Origin of the sequence: Bacillus sp. 205(2023), assembly GCF_037027485.1 — a bacterium.
In the GTDB taxonomy this organism is placed as follows: Bacteria; Bacillota; Bacilli; order Bacillales; family Bacillaceae; genus Bacillus; species Bacillus halotolerans.
This window is the reverse complement of sequence record NZ_JAXCHF010000001.1, coordinates 264,055-282,547: the sequence shown is the minus strand read 5'-3', so window position 1 is coordinate 282,547 and position 18,493 is coordinate 264,055. Positions and strand designations below refer to the sequence as shown.

The window sequence follows — 18,493 nt, the reverse complement described above, 5'->3', positions numbered from 1 at the left end:
AGTTAATTAAAACATCAAAAAAATTGATTTATAAGTTGTAAAAAAAGAACTGGTTTATCTTCACCACCTTATACGATTCTCCCTACAATAAGAGGTCTCCTCCCTTCTTACCGTAAATCAATCCGTTTAGACTTAATTTATACATCAAAAAAAATTGATGTATAAATTAAAAATGTATATGAGCTATTAAAGCTCAATATTACATTGGTCGGAAAATGCAACATAATTGTTCTGATAGCAGTGCATCTACTTCCTCTTTATTAATACTGTAATAATTCCATGTTCCTTTTTTTGTTTTATGAAGTAAGTTTGCATCTAACAAAATTTTTAGATGGTAAGAAAGTTTAGACTGTGAAAGACTAAAAAGATCTGTCATATCGCAAACACACAGTTCCCCACTTTGGCACAGCTCATAGAGAATATGTAACCTTTTCTCATCTGCTAATGCTTTGAATTTTTTTTCGTATATCGAAAATGAATTACCCACTACTTTGTTATATAAAGGTAACTGTTTCATAAAAACTCCCCTTACATCAATTTTTTTTGATGTTATTAGTATATCCTCATTTTTATCCTTTTGCAACTAATACATCAAAAAAATCCTTCTATGAATTTTATTAATACTCTGTATTTATAATGTTGTTTACGTTATATATCAACCCTTATATTGTACTTTTGTTTAAATTGTTCCTCGATCTCTAAGCATATCGACTTACTCCTTTATCGATCGAACATTGAAAGAACAAACGTTCTTTATTCAATATAAACAAGAACGAAGGTTCGATTTAAATGTTGGTAATAAATAAAACCCCCTTATATAAGGAGGTTAATTAGGAGCAGCAAATCAAGTTCCCAGATTACTTAGGGTTTTATTGAAAGAAATGTACGACAAAAATGCTGTCAAAGTTATTGCAACGCTTCGTTTCTTCTATCATCCTCTAATCAAAGTTGCAATGGATTTAGTTAGAATTCCAGATATAAAAGATACAACTGTCATGATAGACACCCAGATTAAAAAAGTTGGCTCTAATCCTATTTCAATTAGCATAAAAACTAAAGAGAGTACGAATATAATCAAGGTTGTTACCCATACTCTTTTGAAAATAAAGTATCCTATTATCCCTAAGATAAATGATACAGCCGGCAGTACAAGTAGTATTAAAAATGCAGGACCACCCAAATGAGATATCCTCCTAATCTTATTCATTATGCAATAATTCAAAACGTGCAATTTCCCATTCTTTTTTCGCTTTTAATGGTGTTGTATTAACCTTTTTCCCTGATTTTAAGTCATAGGAGGTTATTTCCCCTAAGACATTCTCTTTTTGCATGTCAAACCCTTTGATAAGGACGTACATGTTACTATCACCAAATTTAATATCATTCAATAACATTTCTTTATTGCCTGCATAGAATTTGAAAGATTTTTTCTTATTTAGATTTTCATCAAAAAAGCTAACTTTTCCATTGTATGAGACAGCAACGATCTCATCATTTATTCTCTTTAATTTTGTTGGGATGAATCCATTCTCCATTACAACTTCTTTTTTTGTTTTTAATGTCTCCTTATCAATCAATAATATTTTTGAAGCTTCTTTTTCATTTACATTATCATTAATAGCTAACATAAATGTTCTTTCATCAAAAATTTGGAATGATCTTTATCATCTGTGAAATAAACAGTCTTATTTGGAATGGATGCTTTCTTTTCCTGCTTGTTTGTTTTTGGATTAATTGAGATGATGGACATATTCTCTTCATCACTCGTAATTGCGTAAATTTTATTATCTAGGACTTGTGCTGACACAATCTCTCCATCAAGTTTAATTTGGTTTTTCTTTTGTTTGTCATCTTTCCAATAAACCAATTCACCTTGTAATCCTGAGTCTGTATACCCAACGTTTATATCATGTAGCACATAATTCTCTGAAGTGTTAATGAAAAAAGCTCCTTCATCTTCGGTTGCTTTAGATAAGCTTTTATCATTAAATTTCTTAATACGTCCAGTTTTGTTATTGATCATAAAATGGTTATTGCTTCTGTTTGAAGAAAAAAACGTATCATCTTTATTGTATGATGATGTGCTAAGATTAATTCCGTCCTTTATCATGATACTATCCTCTACTGATCCATCATCTTTATATATTGCTAACTCAGAACCTCTGTCTAATGTGTGTGAAAATCCAACAATAAAATCTCCTTTACTTATATTTTTTAAACCTGTTTTATTGTTGTTCCTTTCTGTCTTATTCCCTGTCGGTTGTAAATCACAAGAGCATGTGACTATAAGAATGCTCATCAGAATAAAAAGGGCCTTTAGTCTTTTCATTTTTTCCTCCTTATGCTTCAAGGATTCCTTAGATTTCTTAAGAAGTTGCTCTGCCAAATCTATCTCACATTTATTAATAGCAACATGAAGTTCATTTAGAGTATTAGCGACTACCTCGTGTGCGATCGTACCCATTTATAGCCCCTCTTTTCTAAAATGTTTCGAATTATTAAACAATATTACAGACATTTTCAATATTTAGAATAATTTAAAAGTGGTTTTCGGTAAGTTTTCGTCATACCGCAATAACCTTTTGGGGAAGGGCATGCTAAAAAAGTCCCTATTTATTTTAATCAGTGTCCGCCTACTGATTGCATTAATGTCTTGAAATAAATAAAAGCGGGCTCCGAAAATAGAGTACCCGCTCTAGAAATATTGGCAAAATAAATTGTTTAGGATTTGGAATAAAAAAAGAACCTGCATTAAGCACGTCTTCTCCCTAATTTGCAAACTTTTGTTTTATGGATAAAACCATTATTTTATTGGAACGCAGTACTTTATCGATGTACAAGTGATATTATCCATGATTCAGTTTAAATTCTTCTCTTGTCATCCCAAAGCAAATACCATCATAATAGGTACCTTTAGTGAAAATGCTCTTTCTTAGTTGTCCCTCTTTCATGAAACCTAATTTTTCATGTAATCGTATGGATGGATTATTAAAAGAATAAACAGTTGTATTTACTTTTTGATAAGCAAGCTCCAAAAAAAAGAAGCGAAGAACCATCAAGATCATTTCTTTGGCATATCCTTTACCTCTATATGGCTCAAACACAGCTAAATAATAATCGAAGGTACCATTTTTCCTATCACAGTCAAAGGTTTCAATCATACCTACTATATTATTATCTCTATCAACTGCAATAAAACGGAATTCATCTTTTTCTAATTGTTCTTCTACCCATTCTCTCATGTTATTAGCTGAACGAGGAAAATGAAGCGAGTCCATATTTCGCAGAATTTCATCATCTAACGAATCAAATATAACGATATCTTCAGGTTGAATTGCTCGCAGTGTAAGGTTTTCCCCTGTCCAATAAGTAACTGCCATTTTAACTTTTCCTTCCTCCAGTTATCTCAATACTTTGCTTAACTGTTTAGTAAGTCATCATCTAATTCAATGAAGAGAATTCCATCGTCTTCTTTATCAGTTTCAATTGGTTCATCAACTAAACTGAAGACAAACTCCTCAAACGAATTAGCAATTAAGAAAAAGTCTTTGTCGGGATGACTTAATTCATGATCCCAAAACAATATCTTTTCATTATCGATATCCATACATATTTCATTCCCGCCTGCAGAGCTTGCGATAGGGATAATATTTTTAGGAAATCGATCAGAATAGGTATCAATCGCTATCTGAAGACTGTTATGATCGTTTGCTAAACCATAAAAACCCTCTAGCAATTGTGTGTCATCGTCCTTGCCCATCCAAGGATCTTTCTCTAAAGGTTTATAACAAACATCGTACTGAATCTCATCTGTTGTTTTATTACTTTCTAAATAACATCTCCGTATTCCTTCAAAAAGTCCTTATAATCAGAAGGTAATTGATCACCTATATTCATCTCAATCTCTTTGAGTTGTTCATTTGTATTTATGCTGGGATCTGTTTTTTCAACAATTGAAAACTCTTTCAACTCTTGTTTGATATTATTGAAGCTCATATAAATCCCTCCGCATTGCACATCAATAGCAAAGAACAATTGCAATACTTTTGCTTAACCGTCCCAGTCTTCATCCTCCTCCCAGTTTTCTTTTGCCTCTTCAAGCTCTTTCATAAGAAATTGCAGAAAGTTATCTGCAACTGTGTCTCCATGCCCAGCTTCATTTGCCCAAACAATAACTGGACATTCTCCGTTTTCCATCTTGTTTGTATCAAGGCAATAAGAAAATTCATCTACATACTCTATAACGACAATACCATCACTTAAATCATAATGAGTTCTATATTCCTCAGTAACTGTCACAACTCTTGCAGAAACTTTCCCATGGCCAAGTATATTTACCCCGTAAATTCCACCTGAACCATACTTATTTAAAAACCACTTATAACTCTCGGGAAGTTTTACATTTAAACTGTTTTGTATCTCTCTTATTTTTTCTTCACTTATTCCGCCTGTAAAATCATCATCTTCAGCATTTTCTTTAATAAATTCTTCAATTTCATGATAAGTCATTGTTACATCTCTCCTTTCTCAAATTGGCTCGCTCTCCATTTCCAATATCTTCGTTGGAAGCTTTTATACTGATTTCGCAGCTCTTTATCATTTCTAAAACTTTCTCCACCTTTTTTTAATCCATGAAGAACCTTTTTACTATTTTGATGCACTGAAGCGGGAATTTCCACCATCGTTCCTGGCTCTTCTTGAATTAAATGATGTAAGTTGATCTTTGTGCCGTCATTAGCAAAAGGAGCGTCACCTTTTTTCATAAGTTGTAAATTTGTTTTTCCGCTTTCAGCATCAACTTTCTTTATATCAATATCTTTCAATGTGTATACTCTACGACTCACATCTTTAGTTTTACCTGAAGCTTTTACCTTTCCTTTAACCTCAAAGGCACCATACTTTTCTTTATTTAACCAAGGGAGAGTTATTTCCTTACCTGTAAATGGCTTTCTGGTCTCATCTAATTTCTTCGCATTAGTCAAAAGTTCATTCTTAAGGCATTGGCTATCAACCACATTGTATGGCATGTTATCAGCTAGAGCAAGATTATATTTAGAGTTATACGGAAGCAAATCTGGAATTTTAACGTCCTTCATTTTCTTCCCTGCTTGACTTGCTTTATTTATTACCTTGCCTGCTGCATCAGCTTTGTTAATGGCTCCTGCACCTTTTGTTCCGACAACAGCTGCAGCCACTGAGCCAACAGCATAGGTAACCCATCTTGATCTAGAATAGGCATCTCCATTCACCATATCCTTTTGATATGACTCTTCTATTGCTGCTGAAATGGCGTCGTATGTTTTAACTGGATGAATAACTGCATTACCCAGCGCTGAGAGCGTTTCACCTGGATCGGTGATGAAGTCCCATATGCCGGTTACAGTGTCTTTTCCAACATCATATAAACCTACTCCTACACCTTTTACGATATCCCAGGTGATTTCTCCTGCCCCTTCTAGCTGCTTTGCTTGTTCGATTTGCACTGCAAGCTGAACTTGAGCTGGCTCCAGATTCTCGTAGCCTACTTTCTTAGCGATCTCTAAATATTCATCAGGATCAGAAACATCATCATTAAGTTTTTTCTTTAATTCCTTGATTTCACGTTCTTTTGCTTCTTCTTTCTTCACACTTAAGTAAGCTTCAGAATGGTTCTCAATATCGCCTTTTTTCTTATGTATGTCACTTTCTCTGTATGCTTTAGCGTTATAGTGAATCGGGGTGGCGTTTTTCCCTTTGCCTGTTGATTCCTGCAGCTTTTTAAAATCTTGCTGAATGAATTGTTCGTTTGGCTCAGTCTCTGCGTACTCTGTTTTTAAATCCTCATCAAGCTTGTTTAGCTTATCGATTGTTTTTTCACGTTTGTCATCTGCGGAAGAAATTTTGTCTTTGAAGTCTTCTGTTGAGAATATTTCAAGAGGAAGGATGTCATTGATGTCGTTTAAAATATCTTTCATGGCTTTCTTCTGTTCAGACATAATGGATTTTGATTTATTGTATGCATTTACTAGCTCATGTTCCAGAAAAGATTCTTCTATGTAAGCATTAGACATCTTGGCATCCTCAAGTTTAGCAGAAACGCTGCTTAAGAAAGCAATCTTCATGTCAATCAGATCAATCCATTGGTCGGTCACGCCAACATGGTCATGATAAAATGCTTTAATGTTATCAGCACCTTTACCAGAAAATTCGCTGTCATCCAGGTCAGCTACGTCTTTAAACGCTTTTCTGAGTTTCACCATATGTGACCTTAGTTCCTTATACTCTTTGGTTCTTTTATCCGCTTCAGAAAGCAATGAATCAGCCTCAAATACCTTCATATCATTCTCCTTCCTAGCTCATTCTATGTAAATTTTACCACAAATCTAATTCAATAACAGAAAAAGACAGCCTAAAGTTGACTGCCTTATACATAGTGCTATCTTGTTCTATAATAATTTTCTGCGGTATAGTAGTTCCATTCCCAAAAAGCTTCCCCATTGGAGAGTATATACCGGTCTAGAAATATCTCAAAGTTTAAATTTAATGGTGTATACTCACCCATTTGAAATATAAAGAGATAGTTGGGATCACCTTTATCCAATTTATTTTTGTCAATCATCAAATGGCAACCTTCTAATAAGTGACCAATTGGGATGCCATTGATCTCTTCAAACAAATCCTCATATTTTAATTCTTCTTCAATCTCTTCAAGGCTAAATAAATAAAGCCCTCCACCTATATTCTCCCCATCAGCAAGTATCTGAAAAATTTTCGCACCATTATGTAGTGTAATAAATTTTTGATAATCATCTGGAAGGGTAAGCTGGTGTGTAGCCTCAAAGCTTTGAATGTCATTCAGGGTTGCTTTGTCCTGTGAAAATGTAACAAGGAACTCCATGATATATCCTTCAGAACAAAATAATTTAATGGCTCCTTTTTCATCTAAGAGACTTTTCAAACCGTTTACAGTCTTATGAACAAAGTTAGTCAAATAAATCACCCCATATATAAATGCTATTTACTATCACGAATACATGGCAAATGAAACTTTAATACTTTAAGCATTAACAATTTTATTCATGATTGAAGAGCGTTAGTGGTGAACGAAATATTAGTGTTATTTGCTGTTTTAATTACTACCCTATCCGTAGAGCCATAAGGAAACCCAAGCCTTACTGCGCTTTTCTCCTCTCCGCCATAGTTTGGATCAAGGAATACAACATCGTTAATTTCTTTGATTGGAATTTCAATTTTGGATAATTGCCAATTGATTACCAAGTTTTCTTTTGATTTTTCAACTTTAACCCCTATCATAAGCACGTTCCCCTTTTGACTATAAATTCAGTAAAATTCTAGCATGACCTGATCTAACATAGACTGAAAAAAGAACATGTTAAGGAAAAATTAAATTCACAATAATTGGATCCCGGATTGTAATTATTCATGTTCTACCGATATAGATAGAGAACAAAAATTCTAAAGAGGAAATGAAGCTGAAGAAAGGAATATTAGGCTTTGCTACATTCACTTTGAGTTTATCTTTGGCAGCCTGTGGCTCAAATGATACTGAAAAAAGCAGTACAGAATCTAAACTCAGGATGCTGAACAAAAGGAAGCTACTAAAGAAAAAACAGCTGACAAATCCGATTCCAAAGACAAAAAGGAATTAGTGGATGTAAACTTAGACAAGGTTGTTGATGGAGATACGATTAAGGTTAAATACAACGGGAACGTTGATACAGTACGTTACTTACTCGTTGACACTCCTGAGAGTAAAAAGCCAGATTCTTGTGTTCAACCATATGGTGAGGATGCATCTAAACGAAACAAAGAATTGGTTAGCGACGGCAAACTGCAAATGGAATTTGATAAAGGTGACCACCGAGATAAATATGGAAGATTGTTAGCTTACGTTTATGTCGATGGTAAATCCGTTCAGGAAACATTATTAAAAGAAGGATTGGCCAGAGTTGCATATGTTTATGAGCCAAATACAAAATACATAGACCAATTCAGGAAAGATGAGCAACAGGCAAAAACAGAAAAGCTTTCTATATGGAGTAAGAATGGTTATGTGACTGACCGAGGATTTAATGGCTGTGTGAAAGAGAAAACCACTGCAGTTAAAAAAGCAACAACATCTAAACCGGCAGCTAAACAGCCTACTACTCCAAAGACATCAAGTGAAACTTCGACTACAACTGAAAACGAAGGATCTTCAGCGTCAACTGGAGAAACAGAAACGTTTAAAAATTGTACAGAGTTAAGAAAGAAATATCCGAATGGAGTACCTAGCTCTCATCCTGCATACCAATCTAAAATGGACAGGGATCATGACAACTATGCATGTGAACGTTAATTGAAAGCCCTTTGCGGCTTTCTTTTTTATTTCTCGGATTGTTAATCATTGAGTAAAAATATTAGAACCTCTTCAATTTCTTTTTCTAAGTCATTATTATTTAAATCAAATAATGTTCCACAACCGCTTCCTATAAAGCCACCGTCGTAATACCACAAATCCACTGTGATGCAGTCTAGATCTTCATCATAGGCTTTTTCAAGTTTATAAAAATTAATTGTTATTTGTGAACGGTATTCTTTTTCCAAGCATCTCTCAGCTGTTAAATCATTTATTACATCTCCATCTATGTCTCTACAAACTTTGATGCTAAGATTTGGTCTCCCCTGAGCTTCAAAAACATCTATATACTTATTTTGCAGCTTTTCGGATACTGCTTCCCCCAGGCTCTCCAGCTCAAATATCATTTGTTTTAATTCTAGATTAAAATCCTTTTCCGGAATCTGTATATAGCCTTCATCGATTAAACTTTGATTTTTCTGTTTCTTAAGTAACTGTCTTAAAGCTTTCCACACAGTGTTGTCCTCCTTTGGCTCATGTTTCACATCTCCTGCTGTTAGAACACAAGTTTCCCACAATAATAAAGATGGCTGCTGTTTACCTTCCTTTTTTATTGCGGAAGTATGAACAGCAGCCTTATTGATTTAGAATACCCAAAAAATAATTACAAGCCAGGAGATAATCAAAGTTAAAATGAACCATTTTTCCTGCAAAGAAATTAAAGCGTAGCAAATATAAGAGATAGTTAACATCACAATAGAAGCGATCTTAACATACCCTTCAATAGATTCATTGGAGAATGCATAAACAAATAAAGAGATAAGAACAAGAACCATAAATATGTTCCCTACAGTCTTTAATATACTCTTTTTGTCATCAAAGTTCATAATTTCAACCTCCAAAATATGTATATTATATGTTATAATTATACAGCATCCAGATAGTCATAAGCATTAAAAAACTTGAAAGGATGATTGTTAGTGAAAAAAACAGTTCTAACTACCCTATCTCTCGGACTCCTATTCTCAACAGTGGCTCCACTAACTAGCCATGCAGAATCCATCTCAGAACCTACACCAAGTTACATCACTCAGGTTAATTCAACACCACTTCAAGAATTAGTTAAAACATCATCAGTTCCAGTCATCCAAGAGAATGGAGAAATTTCAATTCAAGCTGTACCACCATCAACAAAATGGAAGGTTGTAGATCATTTTAGAGGGAACTCTAAGAACATAGACACTGCAGCTGAATTAGGAGCAAGAATTGCTGCAGGATTACCTGGTCTTAAATACTCCTGGGCTGGTATATTCGCTCAAGCTGTGTTTGGAACATTCTATCACAAAAAACCAACTCGTTATTACTCAACAACCCAATACTTAGCCTACGACAAAAAGTATAGATACACAATCGTTGATATGTACGTCTACAAAGACAGTAAATATAGCAAGCAAATAGGTTATGATTATAAAGTTTTCAGAACTCCTAGATAATATGTCAGATATAAAGCCCTTTAAAAGGGCTTTTTAGCTTTTTAAACAAAAAGCCAGAGAGTATGTGAGGGAACTCTCTGGCCTATAGTGGCTGATACACCAACTATGATACATATACAGGATACTTTATATTTGCAATGTATTCAAGATAAGGTATATTTTATTGTTTAATGACCAGATTGATTTACGCCTGATATCTCCTGCTGCTAGAACCAACATTTCTAAAGAGTAAGGAAGCGATCAAAGCTAAAACAAAATAAACAACTACAAACCCGCCCCAGAAGAAAAGCGCTTCATCGAATGGAAATCCAAATAGTCTAAAAATAAGCCTGTGAACAATACCGGTAATAATAATCAGGATGCTTGTAGAAATTGCAAAAGTAATATGTTTCATCAAGAACAACTCCTTACGAAAGATTTATTACTCTATCAGAGCAGTTAGCTATTTCTGGATCATGCGTTACACATATGATTGTTTTCCCCATTTCTTTCAACTGATGGAAAAGAGAAAGAATAATGTTCTTGTTGTACTCATCAAGGTTTCCGGTCGGTTCATCGGCCAGAATGATATCGCAGGGTTTTAGAATAATCCTGGCTATTGCTACACGCTGTTGCTCCCCACCACTCAACTGGTATACCTTTTTCTTTAAAAAGCTTTTATCTAAGCCTACCATCTCTAGAGCTTCAGATAGCTTGTTTTTGTCAAAGTCTTTTGCGTATGCTGTGGAAAGCAATAAATTTGTTAATACAGTTTCATTATCCATCAGCACATAGTTTTGAAAGATATATCCTAAATTCTCTCTCCTTAACTTCATCACCTCTTTAGATTTAGGATTTTCATAGCCTAAAATCACAACTTTACCTTCATCTGGATAATCTAAGAGGCTGATTATATTTAGAAGAGTGGTTTTGCCAGAACCGCTCTTGCCAACAATAGAAACGAATTCATTTTCCTCTATGTTAATTGAAAAATTAGAAAGAACTGTTTTTCCATCAAAACTTTTGGATATGCTTTTAAGTTCGATCATAATCTGTCTCCTTTTAAAATCTTATTCATGTTTTTCCTGTTCAAATAAAGGCTTAGGAAATACAGAATAATCATCTCAATTCCAATGAACAATACAATCAAGCCTATTAATTCATAGATTTTATAATAAATACTAAAGCAGATTCCTATCAGACAGTTAGACACAGTCGACAATATGATTAAGCTTTTATTTCTAGCCCAGTATGAATATCCAAATATCTCTTTAAGGTACAGTCGATACGCATTTGCACTGTAGTATGACCATATATAAGAGATAAGGAAGGCTACTGACAATATGAGTGTTATAGTTAATCCAATTAGATTCTGGATGAACTGATTTTGAATTCGTGCTATTTGGTCGCTTAATTCTTGATAGACTGATATCGCAGAACCAATCAGCTCTTTTGTATCTGTTTTATCTAAATAAGGGATGATGTGGTCATATGCCATACCTTTTGAGACATCAGAAAAGAATAAACTTGAGGTTGCATATGCACCTATTACTGATGAATCAACATTATCAGTGAATACAATTGCAATTGGATCAACAATATTGTTTTTATTGTTGCCGAGCATACTATTGTAAGCGAAGTATTCTTGATTATTTTGAGTATATATTATTTTGATCTTCAGCTGGTCATTTTTCAGCGTATTCAATGGTTGCTGAATTTCTTTGTTATACATATTGTCTACTTCAACCTTATCGAAGAAAAATTGATCTTTGTAAGCTTTGAGGATTTTTTCTTTATACTTAGCGTATTTTTTTGGAACAAGTAAATTCAATGTGTTTTGATCGAAGGTTAATTGTTTTTCAGTAATCGTGTTTCCGTTAATTCCTTTAATGGTGTTTACTTTTAAATAATTAGGACTAATCGTTACGCTTCTTCCGGATGGTGAATAAATTTCATTTTCTTTGGTTGTATTCAATGTATAGAAATAAACTGGAGTTTTCCCATTCATTTTCAGTATTCCATAGTTTTGAGCATCCATTATAAAAGCATCTTTATGTCTTTCTAATTCATGATAAAGCTTTCGTACCTTCTCGTTTTTTTCTCTATCAATTTTTAAGTCACTGTAGTTTAAACCCGTATCAGCAAAACTGGTTTTATAAACTGTTTGTGTCTTATTCCAATAAGATTGATTGTCTAGCCGTTGTTTTAGATCGAACAAATTAGAGAGGGATGAAGCAAAAATATTAAAAAGTAGGATTGTTATAATTAACTTAAAACCCAATGACAGCCATTGAAACTTTTTAAATGGTATACCGCCTTTTATCGTGGCGCTTATATTGCTGTTGTTATATAAAATCAAAGTAACAATAATTGTGTATACAATCATTGAGAATGTCACAATCAGTGCATTTCGCATGTACATTTTAACGTACACTGATAACCAGTCGTTTAGGTTGAATATAAAAGCCAGAATTACAATGAGAAGGGCGCCGCAAATTATGATCATAACAAGTGGTTTTAAAAACATTTTTGGGAAAGTTAACAGTGATTTGGTTTTCGAATATCCCCATAGCTTCTGTAAGAGAAGTTGCTTGCGATTTTTAATTACGAAATAAAGGATGCCAATAAATAAGATTAGCATGGAAAGCAATGCTAACAAGAGCAATGCGGTGCTGAACACAGCAGAGTCATTTAAACTGATGTTTTCTTCAATACTGATATCACCATAGTTTGAGAATAGCTTTTTAGCTTGTTCAATTACATCTTCGTCCTCGGATGAAATATAAAATCTATTTCCTAACCCTACGTTGTTTATTTGGTTTAAATTGAAGTATCTGATTTTCCATGTTGATAAAGGGAAATCAATAGTACCAATTAAATTTTTATCTGATTCATTTGCTGTTTTATTGAAATTAGATATAAACCTATCTCCTATTTTGATTGAAGGTTCATTCTTAAGGTTTGAAGCGTAGATATTTAAGGTCTTCTCGTCTAAAAAATTGTATTGAGTAATATTCACTTTCTCTTTCTTTGAAAATTCAGCTATTTCCTTAATGAAATCATCACTTTTAAATTGTGCTTTGTTGTAATTAATAATTAACGTTTGTTTATTAGAGAATAAAGTATAAAAAACTTGCTTATTCAGAGTATAGTGATAGCTGGATATGTTCATTGAGAGTAAAAATAGAATGAACAATATATAAATCGTTTTCTTCATTGGATAGCCTCCATAAAAAGAAAATCCGGTGCCTTATATTCAAGTTTTGACGGCACCGGAAGTAGATTAAAAATCACTTTGTTATTGTCTGTTTTATTTCGTATCCCAATAAGCCCTATTTCCAAAAAGAGTTGCATACACTGAAGCGTAGGTATACCCTTCATCTTTTTTCTTCCATTTAGATGAAAAGAACCTTTCTCCGCCAGCCTTCGCACTTGATTTGTGAGTCTTTTTAGTATGATTGTAATTAGATTTAACTTGATCATCTTCGAAACCGTGATACCAAGTACCGCCACCCGCTTTGGTTTTGGTCAATTTCATGATTTGTATTAAATCCCTTGTTTCATCCAAGTTCACTTCTCCGTGTGTAGCCTCATCTGAAGAACTAGCAAAAACGACAGAAGATGATACTAGTAAAGTAGCTCCCAACACCATTGAAGCAAAAACCTTCTTTTTCAATATAACCTCTCCTTTTTGTTTTCACAAGAAAATATACTGCGTTCTTTCTTGTTAAGTATGAGTATTACACTTAAAAAGTTATGTCACTTCGTGTTGAAAAGACCTTCAATACCAACATGACGAACCACGACAAAAAAACTGATTATGCTACCATATCCCCCCTTTCTATACACCCAATATAAGGAAATATTGGGTGTATTTGATCATACAATGACTTTTAATCTTTTTCAAGTTCAAATTTCCTATGAGATTAGTAAGTGAAGACATAAGGTAATGTAAGCGTGGAAAGTTGAGAGTTAAAATAACGTTTCAGCTCAAATTAGGGATAGATATGCGTCATCTAGCTGTAAAGGAAAAGAAAAAAGCCACTCTTGATTAACAGAGTGGCTTATGAATTTGTTCTATATAAAACTCTTTAAAATGGGAATTTTATTTAGAGTCAAGAGGATAAATTTATTCCAACATGCTAGAGGCTTACTTGTCTGAACTTTTTGATTGTCCCTCGAAAAAACTAAGTGCTTAAATGGGATATGTTCCAAAGAAAGGTGGAATAATATGGATATTCTTAGAAAAAGAAGCATGGCAATACAGAATACAACATAAAGACCCTTTAACACAAGAGCAAATTGAAGTCTCCAAAAGTGGATTTAAAACAAAAAAGAGGCACAGTTAGCTGAAAGACAAGAAGAACAAAGATTGATAGGTGATTTAGAAATCAACGGAGGAGAAACCCTTTTAAAGCATTATCTTAAAGATTGGCTCGCTCAATATAAACAAGGAAATGTTAGAAAAAACACTTACATTCTTCATGAACGAAATGTTAATACAAAAATCCTTCCCTATTTTAAGGAGATTAAACTAAAAGATATTAAAACCCTTACGTTATCAAAAATTCATTAATTATTTAGCAAACGAAGGATACAGCAAAAGAACAAATGAAATCATTCACGGGACAATGTTCAATGCTTTAACTACCGCAGTAAAACCTCTTAAAAAAATTGAAGAAAACCCATGTGAAGGGGTAACAATTCCAAGGGCTAAATCTAAGAAAAAAGAAAAGTTAGAATACATTAAGTCAGATGATATTCCCCTCTTCCTTAAGGTTGCAAGACAAGATAATTATTTGTACTATATCTTCTTTAAAACTCTACTTGAAACAGGTATGCGTAAGGGAGAAGCAGCTGCTTTACAAAGAAAGGATATTGATCTAAAAAATAACTTTATCAACATTAACAAATCATTAGACTTTCAGGTTAAAGAGGGAGAAGAAATATTCGGGGAAACAAAAACATATGAATCCGAAAGAAGAATTAAAATCAGCAATTCAATTCATTAGCAAAAGAGTTAACAACACACATGAACTATTTAAATGATAATAGAATAGTTTTCAATGAGATTTACGAACATGAATTAGATCTTGTTTTTTTGTAGACAGGATGGAAAAACTTTACCAAAATCTACCCTCTTCAATGCACTCAATCGCATTCTGAAGAAAGCCGGATTAGAAAAAATGCCAATTCATGGTTTAAGGCATACTCATGCTGTCCTTCTTCTAGAATCAGCTGCAAGTATGAAGTTTGTTCAAGAAAGACTCGGACATAAAAATATAACCATCACATCGGACGTATACTCTCATATATCTGAGAAGCTTGAAAATACATCAGTGGATGGTTATGAAGAATACATGAATTCACTTATCTCTTAAATTTTTTTATTGTTTTTGGTGGTCAAAAAGTGGTCAAACTAGCTGTTTTTAGTTATCCCACTTAACTTGACCACCTGGTTATTAATCTAAAACCCTATTAAATCAAGGTTTATTAGATTAATACTGAGACATATACTGTTCGCGCTCCCAAGGGTGAACTTGTGTGCGGAACATATCCCACTCGATTTCTTTTGCTTCGATGAAGTGCTCGAATAGGTGCTCGCCTAGAGCTTTGACCATCACTTCGTTTGATTTGAATTCGTCTAATGCTTCAGCAAGTGTTGCAGGAAGGTCGACGATTCCGTTTTCCATGCGCTCTTCTTTGCTCATCACGTAGATGTTGCGGTCGATTGGAGCTGGCGCTTCTAGTTTGTTTTTGATTCCGTCTAAACCTGCAGCAAGCAAGACGCTAAGTGCTAGGTACGGATTCGCAGCTGGATCTACGCTGCGCACTTCAACACGTGTGCTGATGCCGCGGGAAGCCGGGATACGGATAAGCGGGCTTCTGTTTTGCGCGCTCCATGCAACGTAGCAAGGTGCTTCATAGCCAGGAACAAGACGTTTGTAAGAGTTCACTGTCGGGTTTGTTACTGCTGTAAAGCTTGTTGCATGCTTCACGATACCTGCAATGAAGTGTTTCGCTGTTTCACTTAACTGAAGATCTGCGTTTGCATCATAGAATGAGTTAACGCCATCTTTGAAGAGTGATAGATTACAGTGCATACCTGAACCGTTCACACCAAACAACGGTTTTGGCATAAATGTCGCATGCAGACCGTGTTTGCGGGCAATTGTTTTAACAACTAGTTTAAACGTTTGGATATCGTCACAAGAGCGGACTGCACCGGCATATTTAAAGTCGATTTCGTGCTGGCCAGGCGCTACTTCGTGGTGAGATGCTTCGATTTCAAAGCCCATCTCTTCAAGCTCAAGAACGATATCGCGGCGGCAGTTTTCTCCCAAGTCAGTTGGAGCTAAGTCGAAATATCCGCCTTTGTCGTTTAATTCAAGAGTCGGTTCGCCTTTTTCGTCTAATTTGAATAAGAAGAATTCAGGCTCAGGTCCTAGATTGAAATCACTGAAGCCCAGGTCTTCCATTTCTTTCAGAATCCGTTTTAAGTTGTTTCGCGGGTCACCTTCGAAAGGTGTGCCATCCGGATTGTAAATATCACAGATGAAACGTGCTACTTTACCTTTTTCAGCTGTCCATGGGAAGATAACAAATGTATTTAGATCAGGATACAGGTACATATCTGATTCTTCGATGCGAACGAAACCTTCAATAGAAGATCCGTCAAACATGACCTTATTATCCAGTGCTTTTGGAAGCTGGCTTACAGGAATCTCAACGTTCTTGATTGTTCCAAGAATGTCGGTAAATTGCAGGCGGATGTACTTGACGTTTTCCTCATTTACTAATTTTACGATATCTTCTCTTGTATACTTTGCCATTTCGTAAAACTCCTCCTCTAAAAGGTAAATGTATATAGCAAAACAGTTGCTAACGGATTAATGAAAGAAGCGGGACATGTCGCCTTGACGGAAAGTATTTCCTCTTTGAAAACGGCCGGCTTGCATAAGCTCGTTTTTCAAGAGCTGTCTCAGTTCGTCATCAGACAGATCATGTTTCATTGGTTTCTTCGTCTTCTCATTTTGTTTCTGTTCCGGCTCGGCCGATGCTTTCGCCAGAATTTGTTTAATTCCTGCCATGTTTACACCTTGTTCAATCAGGTGTTTAATTTCTAACAGTTTATCTACATCGTGAAATGAGAATAATCGTCTATTTCCTTCGCTTCTAGCTGGAAATATCAGTCCATTTTCCTCATAATACCGAATTTGTCTTGCTGATAATTCGGTCAATTGCATGACAATTCCTATTGGAAATAAAGGCATTGAGCGGCGAATGTTATCACTCATCTCAATTTCCTCCTTTTCTTAACTTAGTTTCATTATAGGTGATGTTATATTTTGTGTCAATAACATGTAAGGATTCTTAACATGAAATTCAGTGAAAATTTTAAACTATTCAAATTAATTTCTTATCCATTAAAGAATCCACTGCACTGCATATGGCATTTTTCACATGCGCATAGGTTAATCCTCCCTGGACATACGCTACATATGGCGGGCGGATAGGGCCATCAGCTGATAATTCAATGCTTGCTCCTTGTATAAATGTGCCCGCTGCCATAATCACATCATCTTCGTATCCCGGCATGTAGGCTGGATAAGGCGTCACGTGGGCATTGATCGGCGATGCATATTGAATGGCCTGGCAAAAGGCAATCATCTTTTCTCTGTCGGAAAACTCAACGGATTGTATCAAATCTGTTCTTTTCGCATCCCATTTCGGGTTTGAAGTGAAGCCCAGTTTTTCAAGGAATCTCGCTGTAAACACCGCTCCCTTTAAGCTTTGTGACACAACGTGAGGCGCCAAAAAGAAGCCTTGATACATTTCCTGGAGCGAGTAAAGAGACGCTCCGGCTTCCCGGCCGATGCCCGGTGAAGTCATTCGGTATGAACAAGCCTCGATCCATTCAGATTTTCCAACGAGGTACCCGCCTGTTTTGGCAAGACCGCCTCCCGGATTTTTAATAAGAGATCCCGCCATGAGATCGGCGCCTACATGGCAAGGTTCCAGCTCTTCTACAAATTCTCCGTAACAGTTGTCCACAAATACAATAAGATTTTCATTGATTTCTTTTACAAAGCGAATCATTTCTTTGATTTCACTAATTAAGAAAGAAGGACGATTGGCATATCCTTTTGAGCGCTGAATGCCGATCACCTTTGTCTTCGGATTGATAGCTGCAGCAACAGCATCGTAATCTATTTTTCCGTCTTCAGTCAGGTCAACCGCATTGTAGCCGATTTGAAAATCCTTTAGCGATCCAGAATTTTCTCCGCCTCTGACGCCGACAATTTCTTCTAACGTATCATACGGCTTGCCTGTGATATAAAGCAGCTCGTCCCCCGGTCTGAGGACACCGAATAAAGCAATGGAAATCGCATGTGTGCCTGAGATAATTTGAGGCCTGACAAGCCCAGCTTCTCCGCCAAACACATCTGCATAAATGCTTTCAAGTGTATCTCTTCCGATGTCATCATAGCCGTATCCTGTAGACGGCGTAAAATGAGTGTCGCTCACCTTGTGTTTTCTATAGCTTTGAAGCACTCTCCATTCATTGCGTTCACTGATTTCTTCTATTTGTTTATGAACGCCGGCAATTTCCGTTTCCACTTCCATTGCTGTTTTTTTTAATAAATCTCCGTGTGTTAAAGTTTCGAACATGTCCTTGTAT

General features: G+C 35.2%; 18 protein-coding genes and 4 pseudogenes. 3 read left to right on the top strand and 19 right to left on the bottom strand.

Annotated features, from left to right (window positions below; translation table 11 throughout):
* Positions 1–199 precede the first annotated feature (199 nt).
* The 10 genes and pseudogenes from WA325_RS01135 to WA325_RS01090 form a co-directional block, all read right to left on the bottom strand.
* Positions 200–517, bottom strand: a complete 318-nt coding sequence (locus WA325_RS01135) for an ArsR/SmtB family transcription factor (RefSeq protein WP_105954307.1) — start codon at positions 515–517, stop codon at positions 200–202.
* Between the two features lie 414 nt (positions 518–931).
* A complete protein-coding gene (locus WA325_RS01130) occupies positions 932–1,207 on the bottom strand; it encodes a DUF2651 family protein (RefSeq protein WP_105954391.1) in 276 nt (91 codons plus the stop codon).
* The gene (locus WA325_RS01125; protein ID WP_336183079.1) at positions 1,200–1,628 is read right to left on the bottom strand and encodes a hypothetical protein; all 429 of its coding nucleotides are present in this window, start codon (positions 1,626–1,628) and stop codon (positions 1,200–1,202) included. Before WA325_RS01125 ends, WA325_RS01130 begins: the two co-directional genes overlap by 8 nt.
* On the bottom strand, positions 1,622–2,464 hold the full coding sequence (locus tag WA325_RS01120) for a hypothetical protein (protein WP_336183078.1): 843 nt from the start codon (positions 2,462–2,464) through the stop codon (positions 1,622–1,624). Before WA325_RS01120 ends, WA325_RS01125 begins: the two co-directional genes overlap by 7 nt.
* A 382-nt stretch (positions 2,465–2,846) precedes the next feature.
* The gene (locus tag WA325_RS01115) at positions 2,847–3,380 is read right to left on the bottom strand and encodes a GNAT family N-acetyltransferase (protein ID WP_105991878.1); all 534 of its coding nucleotides are present in this window, start codon (positions 3,378–3,380) and stop codon (positions 2,847–2,849) included.
* Between the two features lie 38 nt (positions 3,381–3,418).
* Positions 3,419–3,996: pseudogene (locus WA325_RS01110) on the bottom strand (SMI1/KNR4 family protein).
* A gap of 54 nt (positions 3,997–4,050) precedes the next feature.
* Positions 4,051–4,509 carry an SMI1/KNR4 family protein gene (locus WA325_RS01105; protein ID WP_105991877.1) on the bottom strand — a complete coding sequence of 153 codons (459 nt, stop codon included), beginning with the start codon at positions 4,507–4,509 and terminating at the stop codon, positions 4,051–4,053.
* A 2-nt stretch (positions 4,510–4,511) separates the two neighbouring features.
* Positions 4,512–6,317, bottom strand: coding sequence for a ribonuclease YeeF family protein (locus WA325_RS01100; RefSeq protein WP_105991876.1), 1,806 nt, complete (start codon positions 6,315–6,317; stop codon positions 4,512–4,514).
* A 98-nt stretch (positions 6,318–6,415) separates the two neighbouring features.
* Positions 6,416–6,970, bottom strand: a complete 555-nt coding sequence (locus WA325_RS01095; RefSeq protein ID WP_305934089.1) for an SMI1/KNR4 family protein — start codon at positions 6,968–6,970, stop codon at positions 6,416–6,418.
* 66 nt (positions 6,971–7,036) lie between these two features.
* A pseudogene (locus WA325_RS01090) lies at positions 7,037–7,293 on the bottom strand (SunI/YnzG family protein).
* A 179-nt stretch (positions 7,294–7,472) separates the two neighbouring features.
* On the opposite strand from WA325_RS01090, the pseudogene WA325_RS01085 reads away from it, so the two are divergent.
* Positions 7,473–8,338, top strand: a pseudogene (locus WA325_RS01085) (thermonuclease family protein).
* Positions 8,339–8,379: 41 nt separating this feature from the next.
* On the opposite strand, the gene WA325_RS21410 reads toward WA325_RS01085, so the two are convergent.
* Both WA325_RS21410 and WA325_RS01075 read right to left on the bottom strand, forming a co-directional pair.
* Positions 8,380–8,853, bottom strand: coding sequence for a hypothetical protein (locus WA325_RS21410; protein ID WP_369810940.1), 474 nt, complete (start codon positions 8,851–8,853; stop codon positions 8,380–8,382).
* 129 nt (positions 8,854–8,982) lie between these two features.
* Complete coding sequence (locus WA325_RS01075; RefSeq protein WP_305934088.1) at positions 8,983–9,225, bottom strand: hypothetical protein; 243 nt, start codon at positions 9,223–9,225, stop codon at positions 8,983–8,985.
* Between the two features lie 93 nt (positions 9,226–9,318).
* On the opposite strand from WA325_RS01075, the gene WA325_RS01070 reads away from it, so the two are divergent.
* Positions 9,319–9,831 carry a hypothetical protein gene (locus tag WA325_RS01070; protein WP_116315469.1) on the top strand — a complete coding sequence of 171 codons (513 nt, stop codon included), beginning with the start codon at positions 9,319–9,321 and terminating at the stop codon, positions 9,829–9,831.
* 184 nt (positions 9,832–10,015) lie between these two features.
* On the opposite strand, the gene WA325_RS01065 is transcribed toward WA325_RS01070, so the two are convergent.
* The 4 genes from WA325_RS01065 to WA325_RS01050 form a co-directional block, all read right to left on the bottom strand.
* The gene (locus WA325_RS01065; protein ID WP_202853829.1) at positions 10,016–10,225 is read right to left on the bottom strand and encodes a bacteriocin-like WGxF protein; all 210 of its coding nucleotides are present in this window, start codon (positions 10,223–10,225) and stop codon (positions 10,016–10,018) included.
* 13 nt (positions 10,226–10,238) lie between these two features.
* Entirely contained in the window at positions 10,239–10,859 is a 621-nt protein-coding gene (locus tag WA325_RS01060) for an ATP-binding cassette domain-containing protein (RefSeq protein ID WP_202853830.1), read from the bottom strand.
* Positions 10,856–13,027 (bottom strand): DUF1430 domain-containing protein, encoded by a 2,172-nt coding sequence (locus WA325_RS01055; RefSeq protein WP_336183077.1) that lies wholly within the window; start codon positions 13,025–13,027, stop codon positions 10,856–10,858. Before WA325_RS01055 ends, WA325_RS01060 begins: the two co-directional genes overlap by 4 nt.
* A gap of 93 nt (positions 13,028–13,120) precedes the next feature.
* Complete coding sequence (locus WA325_RS01050; RefSeq protein ID WP_051922666.1) at positions 13,121–13,486, bottom strand: lactococcin 972 family bacteriocin; 366 nt, start codon at positions 13,484–13,486, stop codon at positions 13,121–13,123.
* Between the two features lie 523 nt (positions 13,487–14,009).
* Between WA325_RS01050 and WA325_RS01045 the strand changes: the two are divergent.
* Positions 14,010–15,191 (top strand): annotated as a pseudogene (locus WA325_RS01045) (tyrosine-type recombinase/integrase).
* A 117-nt stretch (positions 15,192–15,308) separates the two neighbouring features.
* Here WA325_RS01045 and glnA read toward each other — a convergent pair.
* The 3 genes from glnA to WA325_RS01030 form a co-directional block, all read right to left on the bottom strand.
* The gene (gene glnA / locus WA325_RS01040; protein WP_024121509.1) at positions 15,309–16,643 is read right to left on the bottom strand and encodes a type I glutamate--ammonia ligase; all 1,335 of its coding nucleotides are present in this window, start codon (positions 16,641–16,643) and stop codon (positions 15,309–15,311) included.
* A gap of 57 nt (positions 16,644–16,700) precedes the next feature.
* The gene (glnR, locus tag WA325_RS01035; protein WP_010334345.1) at positions 16,701–17,108 is read right to left on the bottom strand and encodes a transcriptional repressor GlnR; all 408 of its coding nucleotides are present in this window, start codon (positions 17,106–17,108) and stop codon (positions 16,701–16,703) included.
* Positions 17,109–17,217: 109 nt separating this feature from the next.
* A complete protein-coding gene (locus WA325_RS01030; protein ID WP_105991873.1) occupies positions 17,218–18,483 on the bottom strand; it encodes a methionine gamma-lyase family protein in 1,266 nt (421 codons plus the stop codon).
* Positions 18,484–18,493: the final 10 nt, after the last annotated feature.

Coding starts and splice junctions, on each gene's coding strand:
- WA325_RS01135 (WP_105954307.1), bottom strand. CDS start 517: ATGAAACAGTTACCTTTATATAACAAAGTAGTGGGTAATTCATTTTCG.
- WA325_RS01130 (WP_105954391.1), bottom strand. CDS start 1,207: ATGAATAAGATTAGGAGGATATCTCATTTGGGTGGTCCTGCATTTTTA.
- WA325_RS01125 (WP_336183079.1), bottom strand. CDS start 1,628: ATGTTAGCTATTAATGATAATGTAAATGAAAAAGAAGCTTCAAAAATA.
- WA325_RS01120 (WP_336183078.1), bottom strand. CDS start 2,464: ATGGGTACGATCGCACACGAGGTAGTCGCTAATACTCTAAATGAACTT.
- WA325_RS01115 (WP_105991878.1), bottom strand. CDS start 3,380: ATGGCAGTTACTTATTGGACAGGGGAAAACCTTACACTGCGAGCAATT.
- WA325_RS01105 (WP_105991877.1), bottom strand. CDS start 4,509: ATGACTTATCATGAAATTGAAGAATTTATTAAAGAAAATGCTGAAGAT.
- WA325_RS01100 (WP_105991876.1), bottom strand. CDS start 6,317: ATGAAGGTATTTGAGGCTGATTCATTGCTTTCTGAAGCGGATAAAAGA.
- WA325_RS01075 (WP_305934088.1), bottom strand. CDS start 9,225: ATGAACTTTGATGACAAAAAGAGTATATTAAAGACTGTAGGGAACATA.
- WA325_RS01065 (WP_202853829.1), bottom strand. CDS start 10,225: ATGAAACATATTACTTTTGCAATTTCTACAAGCATCCTGATTATTATT.
- WA325_RS01060 (WP_202853830.1), bottom strand. CDS start 10,859: ATGATCGAACTTAAAAGCATATCCAAAAGTTTTGATGGAAAAACAGTT.
- WA325_RS01055 (WP_336183077.1), bottom strand. CDS start 13,027: ATGAAGAAAACGATTTATATATTGTTCATTCTATTTTTACTCTCAATG.
- glnA (WP_024121509.1), bottom strand. CDS start 16,643: ATGGCAAAGTATACAAGAGAAGATATCGTAAAATTAGTAAATGAGGAA.
- glnR (WP_010334345.1), bottom strand. CDS start 17,108: ATGAGTGATAACATTCGCCGCTCAATGCCTTTATTTCCAATAGGAATT.
- WA325_RS01030 (WP_105991873.1), bottom strand. CDS start 18,483: ATGTTCGAAACTTTAACACACGGAGATTTATTAAAAAAAACAGCAATG.